Raw genomic sequence first — 18579 nt, forward strand, 5'->3', positions numbered from 1 at the left:
CTCTAAACGGATACGTGTGAAGAGCCGCCCAGTCTTCCTTTCCTCGTTCGATCTGAACAGGGCACGCGACCTAAAAATGTCGCATCTCTATCTTGCCCATCTGTCGCATCTGTATATTGCTGTTATAAGCATCAATCAGATAATATGTATTATGGAACCAACAGATACTGATCCGGTCCGGAATTTGAGAACCCTTTGACGCACAGCTTATTCACAGGATCGCCCGGAAAACGACGAATGTAATTTTCCGCGAATCGGACCGGTTTCTCATCCATTTTCACCTGACATTCAAACGTCGCAAATCGCGGAAATTGCGGCGTTTTCCTGGCGAACCCGGCCAACGGACCGGTCTTGTAAATGGGATGAAAATCGATCATTCCGTACCAGAAAACAGGCACCGAAATCGCTCGAGAAAACGTGAATACATTAATTAAGTCAAAGCGTTGATAAGTTCTCTTGCAAGTGGCGTGCTTATCCATAAGATGCGGGACATTTCAAAAATTTCAAAGGAGGGGTTCTCAAATGTATCGTAAATTTCTACTGACAGGTGTGTGTCTTCTGGCGTTGGCTGGCGCTGCTTCGGCTGAAGTCGTTCTCAATCGCGGCAATGACACTGATCCGGCGACACTGGACCATCATCGCACCTCGACGGTGGCTGAAGGCAACGTCATGCGCGACTTGTATGACGGCCTGACAATTCAGAACGCAAACGGCGAAGCAGTGCCGGGCGTAGCGAAATCCTGGGATGTTTCCGAAGACGGCACGGTCTACACTTTCCATCTGCGCGATGACGCCAAATGGTCGAACGGCGATCCGGTCACAGCCGGTGACTTCCAGTTCACCTTTCGTCGCCTGATGGACCCGAAGACAGCCGCCGGTTATGCCAGCATGCTGTTCATCATCAAGAACGCCGAAGATATTGCCGGTGGCAAGAAGCCGACTGACCAGCTCGGCGTCGAAGCCGTCGATGACCATACGCTCAAGATCACGTTGAACGCCCCTGCTCCGTATTTCCTTGAGCTTCTGACCCACCAGACCGGCTTCCCGATGAATCAGAAAAGCGTCGAGGCCAATGGCGACAAGTTCACCACGCCCGGCAAGATGGTGACGAACGGCGCCTATATGCTGGAAAGCTTCACCCCGAACGACAAGATCGTGATGAAGAAGAATCCGTATTATTATGAAGCGGATCAGGTGAAGATCGATACGGTCAACTGGATACCGTTCGAGGATCGCGCAAGCTGCATGCGCCGTTTCGAGGCGAAGGAAGTGCAGATCTGCTCCGACGTTCCGGCCGAGCAGATGGACTATGTGAAGAAGAACCTTTCCAAGGAATTCCGCATGGCGCCTTATCTCGGCGTCTATTATCTGCCGGTAAAAGGCAAGACCGCAGACAGCAAACTGAAGGACCCGCGCGTTCGTCAGGCGATTTCCATGGCCATCGACCGTGATTTCATTGCCGATCAGGTCTGGCAGGGCACCATGCTGCCGGGCTATTCGATGGTTCCTCCGGGCATCGCCAATTATGTGAAGGACGCGCCGAAGCTGAACTATTCCGACGACATGCTGGAGCGCGAAGACAAGGCCAAGGAACTGTTGAAGGAGGCTGGCGTCGAACCGAACACGCTTTCGATCGAACTGCTTTATAACACCTCGGAAAACAACAAGAACACCATGGCTGCCATCGCCGATCAGCTCGGTAATATCGGCGTCAAGGCTTCTCTCAACGAAACGGAAGGTGCGACCTACTTCAACTTCATGCGCGACGACGGTCCATTTGACATCGCCCGTGCAGGCTGGATCGGTGACTATAACGATCCTCAGAACTTCCTGTTCATCAGCCAGAGCAATGTGAGCTTCAATTATTCCAAGGTGAAGAACGCCGATTACGATGCGTTGATGGCGAAGGCCGAAAAGATCCTCGATCTCAACGAGCGTGCCAAGACACTGGCAGAAGCCGAACAGGTAAAGCTCGATGAGATGAGCAATATCCCGATCCTCTATTATTCGTCACGCGCACTTGTTTCGGACAAGATCGACGGTTGGAACGACAACCTGATGGATAGCCACAAGACCCGCTGGCTTTCGTTTAAACAATAAATTTTCAGCTTGGGCTGCGCTTCTCGGCGCGGCCCTTTTTCTTCCGGCTGTTCCGGAGTGCCCTCTTTTGTCGGGGCAAACGTTTTCTAAAAAGCATATGGGAGTTTTTACAATGGTTCGCGGATTCCTGATGACAGGCATTTGCCTGATGGCGCTCAGCGGCGCTGCGTCGGCAGAAACAGTGCTCAACCGGGGTAACGATACCGATCCCGCCACGCTGGACCAGCACCACACGACCACCGTTTCGGAAAACCGTGTGCTACGCGACCTTTATGAAGGTTTGCTCGCGCAGAACGAGAAGGGCGAAGCCATCCCCGGCGCGGCTGCATCGTGGGATATTTCCGGAGACGGTCTCACCTACACATTCCATATGCGCGAAAATGCCAAATGGTCGAATGGCGATCCCGTCACTGCGGGCGATTTCGAGTTTTCCTTCCGCCGTATCATGGACCCGAAGACGGCTGCCGGTTACGCCAGCGTCCTCTATGCTATCAAGAATGCCGAGGAAGTTGCCACCGGCAAGATGCCGGTCGATCAGCTTGGCGTGAAGGCGCTTGACGACAAGACCCTTCAGATAGACCTCAAGAACCCTGCCCCTTATTTCCTTGAGCTTCTCACGCACCAGACGGGATTTCCGGTCAACAAGAAGGCTGTCGAGAAGTTCGGCGACAAGTTTACCCTGCCCGGCAATATGGTGACCAATGGCGCCTACACGCTTGTCGGTTTCACTCCCAATGACAAGATCTCCATGAAGAAGAACCCGAATTACTGGGACGCTTCCAATGTGAAGATCGATGCGGTCAACTGGATACCGTTTGAAGACCGGGCAAGCTGCATGCGCCGCTTCGAGGCGAAGGAAGTCGACATCTGTTCCGATGTTCCTGCCGAACAGATGGATTATGTGAAGAAGAACCTCGGCAGCCAGTTCCGCCTCGCTCCCTATCTCGGTATCTATTATGTCGACATCAAAGGCGAGCCATCGAGTAAGCTGCGCGATCCGCGCGTGCGTCGGGCCATATCGATGGCCGTCGATCGCGAGTTCCTGGCCAATGAGGTCTGGCGCGGCGTGATGTTGCCAGCGAGTTCCATGGTGCCGCCCGGCATTGCAAATTACGTCAAGGATGCGCCGAAGCTGGATTTCGCCGACGAGGATGTGCTGGACCGCGAGGACAAGGCCAAGGAACTGTTACAGGAAGCCGGTGTCCAGCCGGGCAGCCTTTCTGTGACCCTGCGTTACAACACCTCGGAAAACCACAAGAATACCATGGCGGCGCTTGCCAATATGCTGGGTAATATCGGCATCAAGGCAACGCTCAACGAGGTCGAAGGCGCTACCTTCTATAACTACCTTCAGGAAAAGGGGATGTTTGACATCACCCGCGACGGCTGGATCGGCGATTACAACGATCCGAATTCGTTCCTGGAGCTTTATACCACCGGCAATTACTTCAATTATGCCGAATGGTCGAACAAGGATTACGACGCGCTGATGGCGAAATCCGCAACCACGACCGATCTCAAAGAGCGGGCAAAAATCCTCGCTGAAGCAGAGAAGATACTGCTCGGCGACGGGGCTGTCGTGCCCCTGATGTATTATTCATCCACCGCTCTCGTTGCCGACCGTGTTCAGGGTTATGAAGACAACCTCATGAATTCGCACGGCACGCGTTGGTTATCGACAAAGAATTAAAAACAAAAATGAAACACGCCCTTAGTGGGATTTGCCGGATCGTTTGAAAGCGATCCGGCAAAGAAGGGAAAAGAACATGCTGGGCTATACGCTCCGACGATTGGGTAGTGCGATACCCACGATATTCATCATCATCACGCTGACATTCTTTCTGATCCGGCTCGCGCCCGGCGGACCTTTCGACCTTGAAAGGCCGATTGATCCGCTGATCCTGGAGAACCTCAAGAAAGCCTATAATATGGATGCGCCGCTGTGGCAGCAGTATCTGATTTATCTGGGCAATCTTCTGCACGGCGATCTTGGACCAAGCTTCACGCGACGCGATTTCACCGTAAACGACCTTTTCGCTTCCGGCCTGCCCGTTTCGATCATGCTCGGTACGCTCGGACTGACGCTTGCGGCAATTATCGGAACGTTTCTCGGCACTCTGGCAGCGCTGAAGCAGAATTCAGCCGTCGACTATTTCGTTGTCGCGCTGGCCACATTCGGCATCACCACACCGAACTTCGTCGTGGCCCCTCTCCTCAGCCTTCTGTTCGGTGTCATCCTCGGCTGGGTTCCGGCGGGCGGTTGGTCGTCGGCCAATATAACCTACTGGATATTGCCGGTTCTGACACTTGCATTGCCGCAGGTCGGCGTCATTGCGCGTCTCGTACGCGGAGCGACCATCGAAGCATTGCGCGCCAATCACGTGCGCACCGCGCGCGCCTATGGCCTGCCATCGCGTGTGGTTGTGGGCGTGCATGCATTGCGCGCCGCCATGCTTCCAGCCGTCTCCTATCTCGGCCCGACGGCAGCCGCCCTGCTCACAGGTTCGGTCGTGGTCGAGACGATTTTCGGCATGCCCGGCATCGGTCGCTATTTCGTGCAGGGCGCGCTCAGCCGCGATTACACCCTCGTCATGGGAACCGTTGTTGTCATTTCGGTCTTCGTCGTGGTGTTCAACCTCATTGTCGACCTTCTTTATGCATGGCTTGATCCGAGGGTTCGCTATGACTGATCTTTCTGTACCGACGGAAACAGCCCGGCTGGAAGTGCCAAGCCGCTCGCTCTGGCAGGATGCATGGTTGCGCCTGCGCAAGAACAAGGCTGCGGTGGCAAGCGCCATCGTCCTTCTCCTCATGGCTTTTCTGGGCATATTCGGCCCGATGCTGAGCCCGCATCCTTACGACAAGATTTATCCGCAGTTCGTGCGTGTGGCCCCAAGCCTCGAAGCCTATCCGCGTGCGGATACCATCCTGCCGGGCCTTGACCGCGAACTTGCCCGCGCGCGATTGAAAGCTGCCGGCGAACCGGAACTGAGCGGCAACAATGTCGTGGTCAATTTCACCGCACAGCGCCCGACGGACGAACGTGTGCTGCGTTATTTCCAGCGCTCAGACCTGTTCAGCAATCCGAAGATCGACATTGCTTCAGATGGGCTGTCGGGCAAGCTGACCCTCAACGTGACGCGCAATTACTTCCTGCTCGGCACTGATAATCTTGGCCGCGATCTGATGACGCGCATCTTCATCGGCGTGCGCATGTCGCTCGCCATCGGCCTGCTTGCTTCGGCAATGTCTCTGATACTGGGCGTGTCCTTCGGCGCCATCTCCGGTTATCTGGGCGGACGCGTCGATAATGTGATGATGCGGCTGGTCGATATTCTCTATTCGCTGCCCTTCATCTTCTTCGTCATATTGATGCTCGTCTTCTTCGGGCGATCCATTTTCATCATCTTCATCGCCATCGGCGCGACGGAATGGCTGGATATGGCGCGCATCGTGCGCGGACAGACATTGAGCCTCAAACGCCAGGAATTTGTTCAAGCAGCAGAAGCGCTTGGCGCGACACGGCGCGGCGTCATCACCCGCCACATCATTCCGAATGCGCTCGGCCCGGTCATCGTTTTCGTGACGCTTCTGGTGCCGAAGGCAATCCTGCTCGAAAGTCTCCTCTCCTTCCTCGGTCTCGGCGTTCAGGACCCCCTCACCTCTCTGGGGCTGCTGATTTCCGAAGGTGCCCAGAACATGCGCGGCGCAAGCTGGCAATTGATCTGGCCTGCCGCAACGCTGACCATCATCCTGTTTGCGCTGAACTTCCTTGGCGACGGCCTGCGCGACAGCCTTGACCCGAAGGATCGCTGAGATGACGAGTGAAAACATTCTGAGCGTACGCGACCTGAAGGTCACTTTCGACACGCATGACGGGCCGGTGCAGGCGGTACGCGGTATCAATCTCGATGTCAAAGCCGGTGAAACCATCGCCATCGTCGGCGAGTCCGGCTCCGGCAAGAGCCAGACAACCATGGCGATGATGGGTCTTCTGGCCCAGAACGGCAAGGCGACCGGGCAGGCGCTCTATCGCGGTCAGGATCTGATCGGCATGTCCGAAAAGAAGCTGAACAATATCCGCGGCGCAAAGATCACCATGATCTTTCAGGAGCCGATGACGTCGCTCGATCCGCTTTACCGCATCGGCGACCAGCTCGCCGAACCGCTTCGCTATCATCGCGGCATGAACAGGAAGCAGGCGCGCCCGCGTATTCTTGAACTGCTCAAGCTGGTCGGAATTCCAGAACCTGAGCGCCGTATCGACAGCTATCCCTATGAACTGTCGGGTGGGCAGCGCCAGCGCGTCATGATCGCCATGGCGCTCGCCAACGAACCGGATATCCTGATTGCGGACGAACCGACGACCGCGCTCGACGTCACCATTCAGGCGCAGATTCTCGATCTTCTGGCCGATCTGCAGAAGCGGCTGGGCATGGCGGTGGTCTTCATCACGCATGATCTCGGCATCGTGCGGCGCTTCGCCGACCGGGTCTATGTCATGCGCTCCGGCGAAGTGGTTGAAACCAACGATACGGAAAAACTGTTCACCGCGCCGGAACATCCCTACACGAAGATGCTGCTCGATGCAGAGCCGGAGGGCGAAAAGGCCCCTCCCCGTGAGGACGCGCCGGTGCTGGTTCGCGCCGACAATGTGAAGGTCAACTTCCTCATCAACAAGCCATGGCTCGGCGCTGCGAACTATCTCACCGCCGTCAACAATGTTTCACTGACGCTGAAGGAAGGCCAGACCATCGGCATCGTGGGAGAATCCGGTTCCGGCAAGTCCACGCTCGGTCGCGCCATTCTGCGCCTTCTCCCATCAGAAGGCCGCATCGCTTATCTCGGCAAGGAATTGCCGATGGAATCGCAGGCGATGCGTCCGAAGCGCCGCGAATTGCAGCTCGTTTTTCAGGACCCTTTCGGCTCGCTCAGCCCGCGCATGACGGTGGGACGCATCATCACAGAAGGGCTTCTGATCCACGAACCGAACCTTTCGGCGAAAGAGCGTGATCGTCGTGCGCAGGAAGCCTTGCGGGAAGTCGGCATGGATCCGGCCATGCGCAATCGCTATCCGCACGAATTTTCCGGTGGCCAGCGCCAGCGCATCGCCATTGCGCGTACGATGATCCTGAAACCGCGCGTGATCGTACTCGATGAGCCGACGAGTGCGCTGGATCGCTCCGTGCAGAAGCAAATCGTCACCCTGCTGCGCGATCTCCAGAAAGATCACGGCCTGTCCTATCTCTTCATCAGCCACGACATGGCAGTCGTGCGTGCGGTCTCGGACTATGTGATCGTGATGAAGAATGGAAAGATCGTTGAACAGGGCGATACCGAACAGGTCTTCGATCACCCACGCGAGGACTATACCAAGGCCCTGATGGCGGCAGCACTCAGCGAAGAGCGCTTCGGCACGTGATATAATTACGGAATGAAAAGCGAAAAGGGCCTGATTTCAGGCCCTTTTCATTTGAAAGATGGTCAGGCTACGCTGTGCAGTTCGGTACAGACCTTGTTGCGCCCCAGATGTTTGGCGCGATAAAGCGCGGCATCTGCCCTGCGGAAGACAGTCTGGAAATCTTCGTCTCCCGGCGTGCAGAAGGCGATCCCGGCACTGGTCGTCGTTGAGAAGTCCCCCGCCGGGGCCTCGAAGGCAATCGCCGCAAAGGCTTTGCGGATCATGTCGGCCAGGGCGAGAACATCGCTATTGTGTTTCTGCCTCAGGATCAAAACAAACTCCTCGCCGCCGATGCGGGAGATGAGGGCAGCGCCTTTGACATGACTGCGCAGAACGTCGGAGAAGGTGCCCAGCACCTGATCGCCCACGATGTGGCCATGCGTATCATTGATGGATTTGAACGCATCCAGATCGAAGATCACGACTGAATCCCCGAGTTGCAGTTCATTATCGTCCAGCACGTCGTAAAGCGCGCGCCGGTTCAGCAATCCGGTCAGGCTGTCGGTGCGTGCCTCGTTGGCATGACGGCGCGCAATGCGCGACTGGGTGAAATTCAGTGACAGCGCACCGATGCCCGTAATACCTATGATGGCAGTAATAGCATTCATATCTTCGGCCCAATTGCTCGGGGTCGAAGTCATGACCCATTGTTGTTCATGCAGGATGACAGCGCCGCACAGAAAGAACGAAATCGCCGTCAGGGTATACAGAACGATCATGCCCATGACCGGGACCGGCGCTTCCCGATAGACATGGAAATATTCTTTCGCCGTCAGCAGAAGTAACAGAGCCGAAGTCAGGTTGAAGATCGCCGTGCCGGTGCCCGTCTGCCCGGCCAGAATGGGAAGCGTCGTTGCGCATATGACGGCAATCGCCAGAACGACCAGAAAACTCCGTTGTATCGGACGTCCGGAAATCTGCCGTGATCCGATAATCAGGAAGATGAAACCAACGCTCTCCAGACCGAAGGCGATAATGGAGGCCGTAGCCAGTGGCAAAGGCCCGGCGTAGTAAAGCACCGCCCCGGTGCCGAGCAAAATCATGCCGAGGCAACCCCAGAGCAGAAATTTGTCACGCGAGTTCTGATACCAGACGCTGAGAATCGTAAGGCCGACTGCCAAAGAGCAGATACCAGTCGCAAAAAACAAAGTGTTCTGGTCGAATCCCAAAGCTGCCTTTCCCCCGCCGCCTACCCGCCGTGAAGCCAAGTGTAATTCAGCTCTTGAAAATAAGCGATAAACAATATGCTCGCGTCGAACAGGCATCGCCCAAAGGATGCCATCTCTATACAGAACAGATGAGCTATGGTTAATAATCACTGCGCGGGGTTTTGGTAAAAGAGGTCTAGATGTTGAAAATTGCATTGCTGGCAGGCAGCCTGACACTTCTTGCCGCACCATCGTCATTCGCCGACGAACAGACAATCGAAGGCGTGGGCCTCGGCAGGGAAATTACTTGCGCGTCCGGCGATGTCGGGATTTACGGTGCCGAAAATACCGTCAAGCTCAAGGGAGAATGCGGCCATGTCACCGTCCATGGCGTTTCCCATACTGTGACCTTTGAGAATGTCCAGAAGCTCTCGATATCCGGAACGGACAACACGGTTTCGGGCAGAGCAACGCAAAATCTGATCGTTGAAGTGTCGAACAATCAGGTTACCGCCACCTTGAAGAAAGGAACGGACCCTTCAATTCTGGAGATTTCCGGTGCAGCGAATATCGTCAATGTGAAGGTCGATGGGCCTTCACAATTCGACGTCAGCGGCTCGAACCATCAGGTGACCTGGTCGCTTGCCGGCGGCTCCACGGAACCAACGATCTCGATCTCTGGCGCCGACAATGATGTAAGCAAGGCTGAATAAAAATAACCTGCGCAGCACCGTGAAGGAGCCGCGCAGATTCTCGGTATCAGGCTGCCAGCGAAGCCATATCGATGACGAAGCGGTAGCGCACATCGCTCTTCAGGACGCGCTCATAGGCTTCGTTGATTTGCTGGATATTGATCTTCTCGATTTCCGAAACGATGTTGTGCTGGCCGCAGAAGTCCAGCATTTCCTGCGTTTCCTTGATCGAACCGATCATCGATCCCGCAAGCGACTTGCGACCGGGAATGAGCGAGAAGGCATGCACCGGCACCATATGCTCCGGAACACCGACGACGACCATCGTGCCATTGACCTTGAGCAGAGCAAGATAGGCATTCCAGTCGATGGCAACGCCAACCGTGCAGATGATAAGATCGAACGATCCGGCCAGCTTCTCGAAGGTGGTCGCGTCGCTGGTCGCGTAATATTCATGAGCGCCGAGCTTGAGACCGTCTTCCTTCTTTGAAAGCGACTGGCTCAGAACCGTTACATGCGCGCCCATGGCGTTGGCAAGCTTGACGCCCATATGCCCGAGCCCACCCATGCCGATGATCGCAACCCTTTTGCCGGGACCGGCATTCCAATGGCGCAGCGGCGAGTACAGCGTGATGCCTGCACAAAGCAGCGGTGCTGCCGCATCGAGCGGAAGGTTGTCCGGCATGGAGAGGACATAGCCTTCCTTGACGACGATATGGTCGGAATATCCGCCCTGCGTCCGTGCCTTTCCTTCCGCATCGAAGGTGTTGTAGGTCTGGATGAGACCGGGAAGATAATGCTCATTGTCGACATCCCGGCTGGCGCAGCCAACACAGGAATCCACGAAGCAGCCGACGCCTACCTTGTCGCCGACCTTGAACCTGGTGACCGCATCGCCGACGGCGGTGACGACACCTGCGATTTCGTGCCCCGGAACGATGGGATAAACTGCGTTCTTCCATTCATTGCGGACGGTATGGATGTCGGAATGGCAAACGCCGCAATACTGGATCGAGATGACCACGTCATCCGCATTGGGCTCGCGCCGTTCAAAAGTGAACGGAACCAACGGCTCATCTGCATCCGTAGCAGCATAACCTCTTGCTATGGCCATGATAGACTCCATTTATTGGATTGGGGAAGCAGGCTAAATATGCCGGATGCAAGGACAGATGCGGTAGACCGATCCTGCAAGCTTCTTGCACGATCCTGCAAAACTGCCTGCTTCGCGATTGCCGATACCTACCTGCTTGCGCAATAATTACTCTATTCCACATCATCTGAAGCGGATCACATATGACGTCACTGACAGACACCTATAAGGAGCTTGCTGCTCTGGCTGAGCGTTTCACCGCGCAGGACGGCGAATACCGCACGCCGATCGAAGGTCTGTCCATCAGCAGGCGCACGACGCCAAGCATCCCCTGCCACAGCAGTTATCGGCCCTGTCTCGCCATGGTGTTGCAGGGCGCGAAATCCCTGCGTCTCGGTTCCGAGACGATCAACTATACCAAGGGCGAATATCTGGTGACGTCGCTCGACCTGCCCGTCACATGGCGGGTAGTGGAGGCAAGCCCGGAAGCACCGCATCTGTGTCTGGCTCTCGCCATCGACAGCGAAAAGCTCACTGATCTGATCGGGCGCGCCGACGTTCGCAGGCACATGATGGGCGTTGGCGATCAATGGGGGATCACCGTCAATGCAGCGCCTGCGGGGTTGCTGGATGCGGCTCTGCGCCTGCTGCGCCTTCTCGACAATCCCGAGGATATTCCGGTGATGGCGCCCCTCATCGAACAGGAAATTCTCTATCGCCTTCTGACGGGTCCGGGCGGCGAGCGCTTGATCAATATCGCCACCGCCGACAGCCAGGCAAACCGGATAGCGCGCGCCATCGGGTGGCTTCGGCAGAACTTCGCAGCGCCATTGCGGGTCGAACAGCTTGCCGAACACGTCAATATGAGCGCGTCGTCGTTTCATCATCATTTCAAGGCGATTACAGCTATGACGCCGGTTCAGTATCAAAAACAGTTGCGTCTCAACGAGGCACGCAGACTGATGCTGATCGAGCGGCTGGATGCCGGTACGGCAGGCCATCGCGTGGGCTATCAAAGCCCGTCGCAGTTCAGTCGTGAATATAGCCGGTTCTATGGAAATCCGCCGATGCGCGACATCGAAGCGGCTTAAAGCATTTCCAGCAAAAGTGCGGAGCGGTTTTGCGTAGGATAATGCGTAAAACAAAGAGATAGAGCTGTTCCAATGACTCCGTATGAACTGGAACCGCTCTAGATCGCATAAAGAAAAACGGCGGAACTCTCGTTCCGCCGTTTTTTATTGTCAGTGAGCCTGGCCGTTGCGGACTGCCGCGACATCTGCCGCCTTTACCGGGCCTGCACTGTTACCCCATGCCGAGCGGACGAATGTGGCCAGTTCGGCAACTTCATCATCCGACAGGCGGTCGGCATAACCCTGCATCACAAGACGCATCGGACGCTTCGCCGTGGACGGAACCTCGGCGCCATGCAGGATGATCGAGATCAACGGCTTCGTTTCCGAACCCGTCACAAGATCATTACCGGCAAGCTCAGGGAAGATTCCCGGCGCGCCCTTGCCGGTCACGAAATGACAGGCTGCACAGCTATCAATGTAGAGACGCGCGCCAAGAGGCATGTCCGGAGAAGCTTCCGTCAGCATCTTTGTCGTTGCTTCACCGTCGGCATCCGCCGGCGCTGCTGGCAATGCCATCGACGCCTTTGAAGCAAAGCTCTGCGGCACTTCGACGGCTGCGCCGTCGATCCCCTTCAGGAACGCTGCAATCGCCAGATTATCGGCATCGGTCAGATGCTGCAGCGAATGTTCGACCGCGAGGCCCATTTCGCCATTGGCTGTGGAATAGGAGTTGCGGCCCGTCGCAAGGTAGGTCGCCAGTTCCTCGATGGACCATTTCTGCGGAGCGGAATTAGCGCCGCGCAGAGACGGTGCATTCCAGCCATCGACAACGCCACCGGTGAGGAAGTCCTTGTCACCGACCTGCGTGCCGCTTTGCGCCATCAGCGAATTACGCGGGCTGTGGCAGGCGGCGCAGTGTGCCGGTCCCTCGACCAGATATTGTCCGCGATCCTCTGCTTCGGATTTGCCAGCAGCCTTGAAGCCCGCTTCCTGGCCGAGAGCCAGCCAGTTCCAGGCGCGAATGCCGAAACGCATGTTGAACGGGAAGCCAAGCTTGGTTTCCTGAACGACATTGTTCACCGGATCTACCTGATGCATGAAATAATCATACAGCGCACGGACGTCTTCTTCCGTCAGCTTGCGATAGTTCTCATATGGCATTGCCGGATAGAGATGCGAGCCGTCAGCACGAATGCCGTCATAAAGAGCGGCGCGAAACTGATCCAGCGTCCAGTTTCCAATGCCGGTTTCCTTGTCAGGCGTGATGTTGGTCGTCCAGATCGTGCCCATCGGGCTTGCAATCGGGCGGCCACCGGCAAAGGGCTTGCCGCCTTCCGCCGTATGGCAGGCCATACAGTCAGAGGCATACATGACGTATTGCCCCTGCCCTTCGGCGGGCTTCCAGTCTGCGGCCAGTTCCTTGGTCGGTTTAGTCAGTTGTACCGGCACGAAGATGAATGCCAGCAGCGCGACAATACCGATGACGACCAGAGCGCCGATTATGCGAAGAAAAGTTTTCATCACCATTCTCCTCAGATCAGCGGACGCGGATTGGACAGATATTGCGTGCGGATCGCATGCGCAGTCGAATAGGCAAGCCCGCCGAGCAGTCCCGTCGGATTGTACTGCGTGTTCTGCACGAAATTGCCTGCGCCGGTCATGAACACATTGTGCTTGTCCCAGGCCTGCGAATAACGGTTGACCACACCCTCACGCGGATTTTCCGACATGATATGGCCACCCGTATTGTGCGTCGTCTGATAAGGGCGCACGTCGTATTGCGCGCCTTCCTTCTTGAACGACGACTGCAACAGGTCCGGATTCATCGTCTTGGCCAGCTCTTCCATCTTGGTCTTCATATACTGGGTCATCCGAATATCATTCGGATTCCAGTTGAAGGTCATGCGCATGAGCGGGCGACCGTGACGGTCCTTGTAGGTCGGGTCCAGATCGAGGTGGTTGGTCCGGTAGGACATATGCGAACCATGGCTGCCGATGGACATGGCATGGCCGTACCATTCGGCGATGGCTTTTTTCCATGCCCCACCCCAGGCTGGTGTGCCCGACGGCAGCGGCATGCTGCGGATCGGCTGGCCGTTGGTCTGGCCCGCGCGCCAGTACGAACCGCCGATGAAGCCTTCCCGTCCGAAATCGATCTGGTTGACACCGAAATCGTCGATGCACATACCGTTCGCGCCGGTGCCGATGAACGGATTGAACTCTTCATCCTTGAAGAAGAGCGTCACGCCGCCATTCATCTGATAGGCATAATTACGCCCGGTCACACCTTCGCCCGTTGCCGGATCGTATGGCTGGCCGATGCCGGAAAGCAGCGCCAGATGCACGTTGTTGAGCGAGAAGGACGCAAGAATAACGATATCGGCGGGCTGGAACACTTCTTCCTGTGTCGCCTCATCGAAATAGGTCACGCCCGTAGCCGTCTTGCCGTCCGGCGCCATTTCGACGCGCAGCACTTCCGACTCCGTGCGATAGGAGAAGTTCGGCATGCGTTTCAGCGCATCGAGAATTGCCGTCTGCGGGGAAGACTTGGAATACTGGTAGCAGCCGAAGCGCTCGCAGAAGCCGCAATGATTGCACGGCCCCATCTGCATGCCATATTCGTTGACATAGGCTGTCGACGCGATGCCGCCCGGCGACGGGAACGGGTGGTAACCCGCAGACTGTGCTGCATCGGCGAATTTGCGCCCATCCCAGGTCGTGTGCATCGGCGGCATGGGATAGTCGTTTGAACGCCATCCCTCGAACGGATTGCCGCCTTCGACGGTCTTACCCTTGAGATTGCCAGCCTTGCCGGAAATACCGGCAATACGCTCGAACCGGTCGAAGAAAGGCTCCAGCTCATCGTAGTGGATTGGATAATCGCCCAGAAGCATGTCTTCCGGAATGATCTGTTCGCCCCAGCGTTCCCTTACATAGGAGCGCAGGCGCAACTCTTCCGGCTGCGGACGCCAGTTCAGGCCGTTCCAGTGCGTACCCGCTCCGCCAACGCCGTTGCCCGGCAGGAACGAACCGAAGCTGCGATAAGGCAACGCAATTTCGTTCTCGTTGCGCCGAACCGTGACCGTCTGCTGGCTGGCGCGCTGCATCAGCTTGAGGCGCACGCCATATTTCAGCTCATCGATCATGTTGGGATATTTGAAATCGGGGACCGTATTCTGGTCGTGGCCGCGCTCAAGCGCGACGATTTCAAGCCCTTCCTGAGCCAGTTCCATGGACAGAATGGCGCCGGTCCACCCGAGGCCGACGACGACCACGTCTTTTTTCTTTTCCTGACGTGCCATTGTTAAGCCCTCTCGCCCTTGATCGAAACCGGGCCTAGCGGATAGCGAACATTGTAGCGTTCGACCCATTCCTTGTAGCTGCCGCGCGCACCGGGGAAACCGATATAGCTCCACGCCTGCATGCCATGATTGCCGCCATACATCGGATCGGCGAAATAGCCTTCCTTGGTGTTCTGCAGCAGAACCGTGAAGAAGTCGCGCAGTTCAGGCTGCAAGCCGACCTCCCCTTTCTGTAGCGAGGTCAAAGCCGCGTCCTGCTGTTCGGCCGTGAGGGCTGCAAAAGCTGCGCCATGTTTCTGCTCGCACCACGCATTGAAGGCGGGAATGCCCTGCCGGTAAATCTGCGCCGGATTGAGCGGCGTTTGCCAGCCGCGCGTCGGATCGGCGGACGGATCGTGGGGACCGACCATGTACCAGTCATCCGCGCGGCCGAAATCGCCGGCAAGCTGGAGATCGATGAATACGGGAACACGGGCTTCGATGGCGCCGGGGCCATCCCCTTCGGACGGGATCAGTCGCGCCGTCGCGGCGAGAATGAAAGCCCATTCGACTTCATTGAAATATTGGCGTTCATATTCTTCAAGTGGAACCGGGGGAGTTTGTGGTTCCGCTTTGGCTGAGACAGCGAGCCCTGAAAGCATCACGCTTGCCGCGGAGGCTTTCAAAAAACTGCGACGACTCGGATATCCGGGAAGGTCGGTCATTGTCGTTTCCTGCCGATTTGGTGGGTAAGACTTTTTGAGGTGTTTCCGAGAAAATTCCACGATACGCAGACGAGAAACATACGCGCTGGATACACATACCTTCAGAATAGTTCAAATAACTTGTACCCTAGTTGTGCATAACCAACCGGAGTTCTCTATAAAACTAGAGCCTTAGCGCAATCCGGAAAGGCCTGAAGAACGACGAAAATCCGGGCCGGTGATGCCACTCCATGCGCTTCTTTCACAATCACGTGAATACAAAACAAGCTTGCCGGATATTGCCCTTCCTGGCGGCCCGGCACTGACATCACGGCAGAATATGGCTCACCAGATCGGAACCGGCAGCAGCTTTTCACGTTGAAAGCGATGGCCGGAAGTGGCCATTATGATGCTGTCGCGGTTTTCACGCGACGGGAGCGAAACGAAGGGAGGTCAGAAAAATGAAGGCACGCACAGCGACTGTCGGTGATCTTGAAAGCGTTTTTCACGACCTTTCGAGGCGTATGGCGATTGAATATATCGCCGCTGGCAAGGATACCAAGGCAGCCTATGACAACCTGATGATGAACCTTCGGGAAGGTCGCGCGCATGCTTTGCTGCAAGGCGGCAAAGTGGTCGCAATCATTGCCTGGCACGAGGTCGATGGCGCGACGGATACGCTCTTTGCAGCGAAGGAAGAATTCTTCAACCGAAACACGGTGCGCTTCTGCAAGCAGCATATCCGGCAGATTCAAGCTTTGGCAGGCGATCTGCCTGTCCATTCGCGAAGCTGGCTCGACCGTTCCGACATCGTGAAATGGTTCAAGATCATCGGCTATGAGGAGAAGGGAACCGACAACGGCGCCCGGCTATTTGAACTGCCTGCCCGCCGCGACGGCATAGTCGCCGCTTGAGTTTCGCTGCCGGAGTAAATTCCGGTAGCGTTTCAAACTCTCCCATTCCGTTTTAACGTATTTCTGACGATTAGCCGCTATCAGGAACAATGGCAGCCAATCGGGGGAAATCATGGCTTGGAAATTCATGTTTGCAAGTGCCGTTCTCGCTGTAACGCGCACCATGCCGAGAGCCTTCGTCGCCCCCAGGGGCCCAGCCGTGGTCTCCGACAACGCGATGGAAATGGAGCTGAAGCCGGCCCCTATCAATCCCGAGTGGGTATTGGACGGCAATCCGCAGGCGCGTTCCAGTGAGCAATCGGCAAGCGGTGATCGAGCTGCCTATACGGCCATATGGGATTGCACCGCAGGCACGTTCCGCTGGTATTTCGGCTGGGATGAAACCGTCTATATTCTGGAAGGCGAAGTACATATCACCGACGCGGACGGCGGAACACGCACCTTGCGGGCTGGCGATGTCGCCTATTTTCGGGGCGGCACATGGGCGACCTGGAAAATCGACAATTATCTGCGAAAGGTCGCCTTCATGCGACGCACTTTGCCTGCACCCGCCTCATTCATCTATCGGGCAAGCGACGCGGTGAAGCGGCGGCTGGGACGCCGAAAGAGCGGCGCGCTCAACTGATTACCGGTTTGTGATCGGGATGGGCGCCGTATTCGCGCCCATCAGATTGACGGACAACCCCGTTTCTCAGTATAAATCAATGATGGCTTTCGCCACATATGATGGGAATGGGGTTCTCCCGAAACTGCCAGCAATTGGCTGATGACTCCTGCTTGAATTGAAACAGGAGAAGAGTGCGTTGAGCGACCTCTCAAAGAGAGATATTCTATCAAACTTTCAGAAGTCACTGACTAAATCTCTATCCATTATTGAAATGGACACAGAACAATGCAAGCAACCCTCATGGTGGCGCTCGGCGGAGCGATCGGAAGCGTCGCGCGATACTGGCTGGCCCTGTTGATGCTGCCGGTCAGCCGCGAACTTCCCTGGGGCACCATCGTCATCAATATTGTCGGCTCTTTTGCAATTTCGTTCTTCGGCGCACTGACGCTGGAACAGGGCCGGTTTCCCCTGCCCGAGATCTGGCGCATCGCCTTTATGGTCGGCGTGTGCGGCGGCTTCACCACGTTCTCGTCGTTCAGCCTGCAAACGATGGATCTTCTACGCGCTGGCCAACCCGGCAAAGCCCTGTTCAATATCGGCTTTTCGGTTGTGCTTTGCCTGATCGCCGTCTGGCTCGGGCTGCTTGCAGCAGAACGCTTCAATGGCGGCATCGAGCAGGTCGCGCAGAATGCGATCGAAGAAGAAGCATCCTAGATATTTTAAAGCCCGCATCATTCACGTGCAGGCTTTAGAAAGCAGTATCTTTTCTCTCTGAACTGCATCGCCAGATATGGACAATCATTCCAGTGCTCGGTCAGGCATGCCTGCTCAGGCTTTGCCATCTCGTCCATCGTGCACTTCTCCTTCGCGCAGGCCGTCGCATAGACTTTTGCAGTTTCGACGTGGGCTGCGGCGATGATCGTCTTGTCCTTTGGTAACGCCAGCTTTTCAAATGCATCAATCATCTTTCGCTGCTGAAGAAGCGTACCCGAATCCGGTTGTCTGGAGATGGTCATCTCGCCTGCCTGAAGCATGTGCCTGTTATATGCATTGAACTGTTCATCAGTACATGAGAGCTGACCATCCGCCGAAACGAGGGATGCCACGCTCTTCTGCGAGAACATGAAAGAAAAACCAATTACAAAAACAAACAACAGTGACGGTATCACCATCAGGAACACGTGCTTGCTTGTCTTCATATCCACAAACCAACCCTGAAAATTCTGTTCAAGAAGGACGGAGTTTTATCCTTAGCCTGCACCAGCCAGCAACTGAACAAACCACTAGTAACTTTATGAATCTAATGGATTTTTTTAATTTGACGTTTAAAATGAGATTTATATCGGATTGGTATCAAACGTCAAATTCAATCCACTAGGGCCAAAACCCAATCAGACTCTTGATCATACTGGCACTCCGTGATTCACTCGCTTCTGCAGCGGGAGTTTTGGACCATGGCAGGAGAATTCTGGCTTGATGACCAGCAGTGGGCAATGATTGCGCCAT

The 18579-nt window shown here is 55.9% G+C and carries 16 protein-coding genes and 1 riboswitch; of the genes, 10 read left to right on the forward strand and 6 right to left on the reverse strand.

Annotated features, from left to right (window positions below; translation table 11 throughout):
* The first annotated feature begins 522 nt into the window (after positions 1 to 522).
* The 5 genes from F9K91_RS24165 (at position 523) to F9K91_RS24185 (ending at position 7522) form a co-directional block, all read left to right on the forward strand.
* Positions 523 to 2100: a peptide ABC transporter substrate-binding protein gene (locus tag F9K91_RS24165; RefSeq protein ID WP_151652713.1), complete on the forward strand. Its 1578-nt coding sequence runs from the start codon at positions 523 to 525 to the stop codon at positions 2098 to 2100.
* 112 nt (positions 2101 to 2212) lie between these two features.
* Positions 2213 to 3790 carry a peptide ABC transporter substrate-binding protein gene (locus F9K91_RS24170; RefSeq protein ID WP_151556887.1) on the forward strand — a complete coding sequence of 526 codons (1578 nt, stop codon included), beginning with the start codon at positions 2213 to 2215 and terminating at the stop codon, positions 3788 to 3790.
* A gap of 76 nt (positions 3791 to 3866) precedes the next feature.
* A complete protein-coding gene (locus F9K91_RS24175; RefSeq protein WP_151678950.1) occupies positions 3867 to 4790 on the forward strand; it encodes an ABC transporter permease in 924 nt (307 codons plus the stop codon).
* Positions 4783 to 5916: an ABC transporter permease gene (locus tag F9K91_RS24180; RefSeq protein ID WP_151678951.1), complete on the forward strand. Its 1134-nt coding sequence runs from the start codon at positions 4783 to 4785 to the stop codon at positions 5914 to 5916. The genes F9K91_RS24175 and F9K91_RS24180 overlap by 8 nt, the downstream gene beginning before the upstream one ends.
* A gap of 1 nt (position 5917) precedes the next feature.
* Positions 5918 to 7522, forward strand: coding sequence for an ABC transporter ATP-binding protein (locus tag F9K91_RS24185; RefSeq protein WP_151678952.1), 1605 nt, complete (start codon positions 5918 to 5920; stop codon positions 7520 to 7522).
* Positions 7523 to 7584: 62 nt separating this feature from the next.
* On the opposite strand, the gene F9K91_RS24190 is transcribed toward F9K91_RS24185, so the two are convergent.
* Positions 7585 to 8682, reverse strand: a complete 1098-nt coding sequence (locus F9K91_RS24190) for a GGDEF domain-containing protein (protein ID WP_235913430.1) — start codon at positions 8680 to 8682, stop codon at positions 7585 to 7587.
* Between the two features lie 227 nt (positions 8683 to 8909).
* Here F9K91_RS24190 and F9K91_RS24195 point away from each other — a divergent pair, with 227 nt between their 5' ends.
* Positions 8910 to 9422 (forward strand): DUF3060 domain-containing protein, encoded by a 513-nt coding sequence (locus F9K91_RS24195; RefSeq protein ID WP_151678954.1) that lies wholly within the window; start codon positions 8910 to 8912, stop codon positions 9420 to 9422.
* Between the two features lie 46 nt (positions 9423 to 9468).
* On the opposite strand, the gene F9K91_RS24200 is transcribed toward F9K91_RS24195, so the two are convergent.
* Positions 9469 to 10515 carry an NAD(P)-dependent alcohol dehydrogenase gene (locus F9K91_RS24200; RefSeq protein ID WP_151556877.1) on the reverse strand — a complete coding sequence of 349 codons (1047 nt, stop codon included), beginning with the start codon at positions 10513 to 10515 and terminating at the stop codon, positions 9469 to 9471.
* Positions 10516 to 10697: 182 nt separating this feature from the next.
* Here F9K91_RS24200 and F9K91_RS24205 point away from each other — a divergent pair, with 182 nt between their 5' ends.
* Positions 10698 to 11585: an AraC family transcriptional regulator gene (locus F9K91_RS24205; protein WP_151652723.1), complete on the forward strand. Its 888-nt coding sequence runs from the start codon at positions 10698 to 10700 to the stop codon at positions 11583 to 11585.
* Between the two features lie 150 nt (positions 11586 to 11735).
* Here the strand turns inward: F9K91_RS24205 and F9K91_RS24210 are convergent, their stop codons facing one another.
* The 3 genes from F9K91_RS24210 to F9K91_RS24220 are packed head-to-tail and all read right to left on the reverse strand — an operon-like array spanning position 11736 to position 15573.
* Positions 11736 to 13088: a cytochrome c gene (locus F9K91_RS24210; protein WP_151678955.1), complete on the reverse strand. Its 1353-nt coding sequence runs from the start codon at positions 13086 to 13088 to the stop codon at positions 11736 to 11738.
* Between the two features lie 11 nt (positions 13089 to 13099).
* On the reverse strand, positions 13100 to 14869 hold the full coding sequence (locus tag F9K91_RS24215) for a GMC family oxidoreductase (protein WP_061345349.1): 1770 nt from the start codon (positions 14867 to 14869) through the stop codon (positions 13100 to 13102).
* Positions 14870 to 14871: 2 nt separating this feature from the next.
* On the reverse strand, positions 14872 to 15573 hold the full coding sequence (locus F9K91_RS24220) for a gluconate 2-dehydrogenase subunit 3 family protein (RefSeq protein ID WP_024899775.1): 702 nt from the start codon (positions 15571 to 15573) through the stop codon (positions 14872 to 14874).
* A 440-nt stretch (positions 15574 to 16013) separates the two neighbouring features.
* Here F9K91_RS24220 and F9K91_RS24225 point away from each other — a divergent pair, with 440 nt between their 5' ends.
* The 3 genes from F9K91_RS24225 (at position 16014) to crcB (ending at position 17787) form a co-directional block, all read left to right on the forward strand.
* The gene (locus F9K91_RS24225) at positions 16014 to 16466 is read left to right on the forward strand and encodes a hypothetical protein (protein ID WP_151556869.1); all 453 of its coding nucleotides are present in this window, start codon (positions 16014 to 16016) and stop codon (positions 16464 to 16466) included.
* A gap of 112 nt (positions 16467 to 16578) precedes the next feature.
* Positions 16579 to 17091 carry a cupin domain-containing protein gene (locus F9K91_RS24230; RefSeq protein WP_151678956.1) on the forward strand — a complete coding sequence of 171 codons (513 nt, stop codon included), beginning with the start codon at positions 16579 to 16581 and terminating at the stop codon, positions 17089 to 17091.
* A gap of 94 nt (positions 17092 to 17185) precedes the next feature.
* Positions 17186 to 17249, forward strand: a riboswitch (Fluoride riboswitch).
* A gap of 109 nt (positions 17250 to 17358) precedes the next feature.
* On the forward strand, positions 17359 to 17787 hold the full coding sequence (gene crcB / locus F9K91_RS24235; protein WP_151556864.1) for a fluoride efflux transporter CrcB: 429 nt from the start codon (positions 17359 to 17361) through the stop codon (positions 17785 to 17787).
* Positions 17788 to 17804: 17 nt separating this feature from the next.
* Here crcB and F9K91_RS24240 read toward each other — a convergent pair whose 3' ends face one another.
* The gene (locus F9K91_RS24240; protein ID WP_167522279.1) at positions 17805 to 18272 is read right to left on the reverse strand and encodes a hypothetical protein; all 468 of its coding nucleotides are present in this window, start codon (positions 18270 to 18272) and stop codon (positions 17805 to 17807) included.
* Positions 18273 to 18579: the final 307 nt, after the last annotated feature.

The sequence above is a fragment of the Brucella tritici genome, assembly GCF_008932295.1.
GTDB classification, from domain to species: Bacteria; Pseudomonadota; Alphaproteobacteria; order Rhizobiales; family Rhizobiaceae; genus Brucella; species Brucella tritici.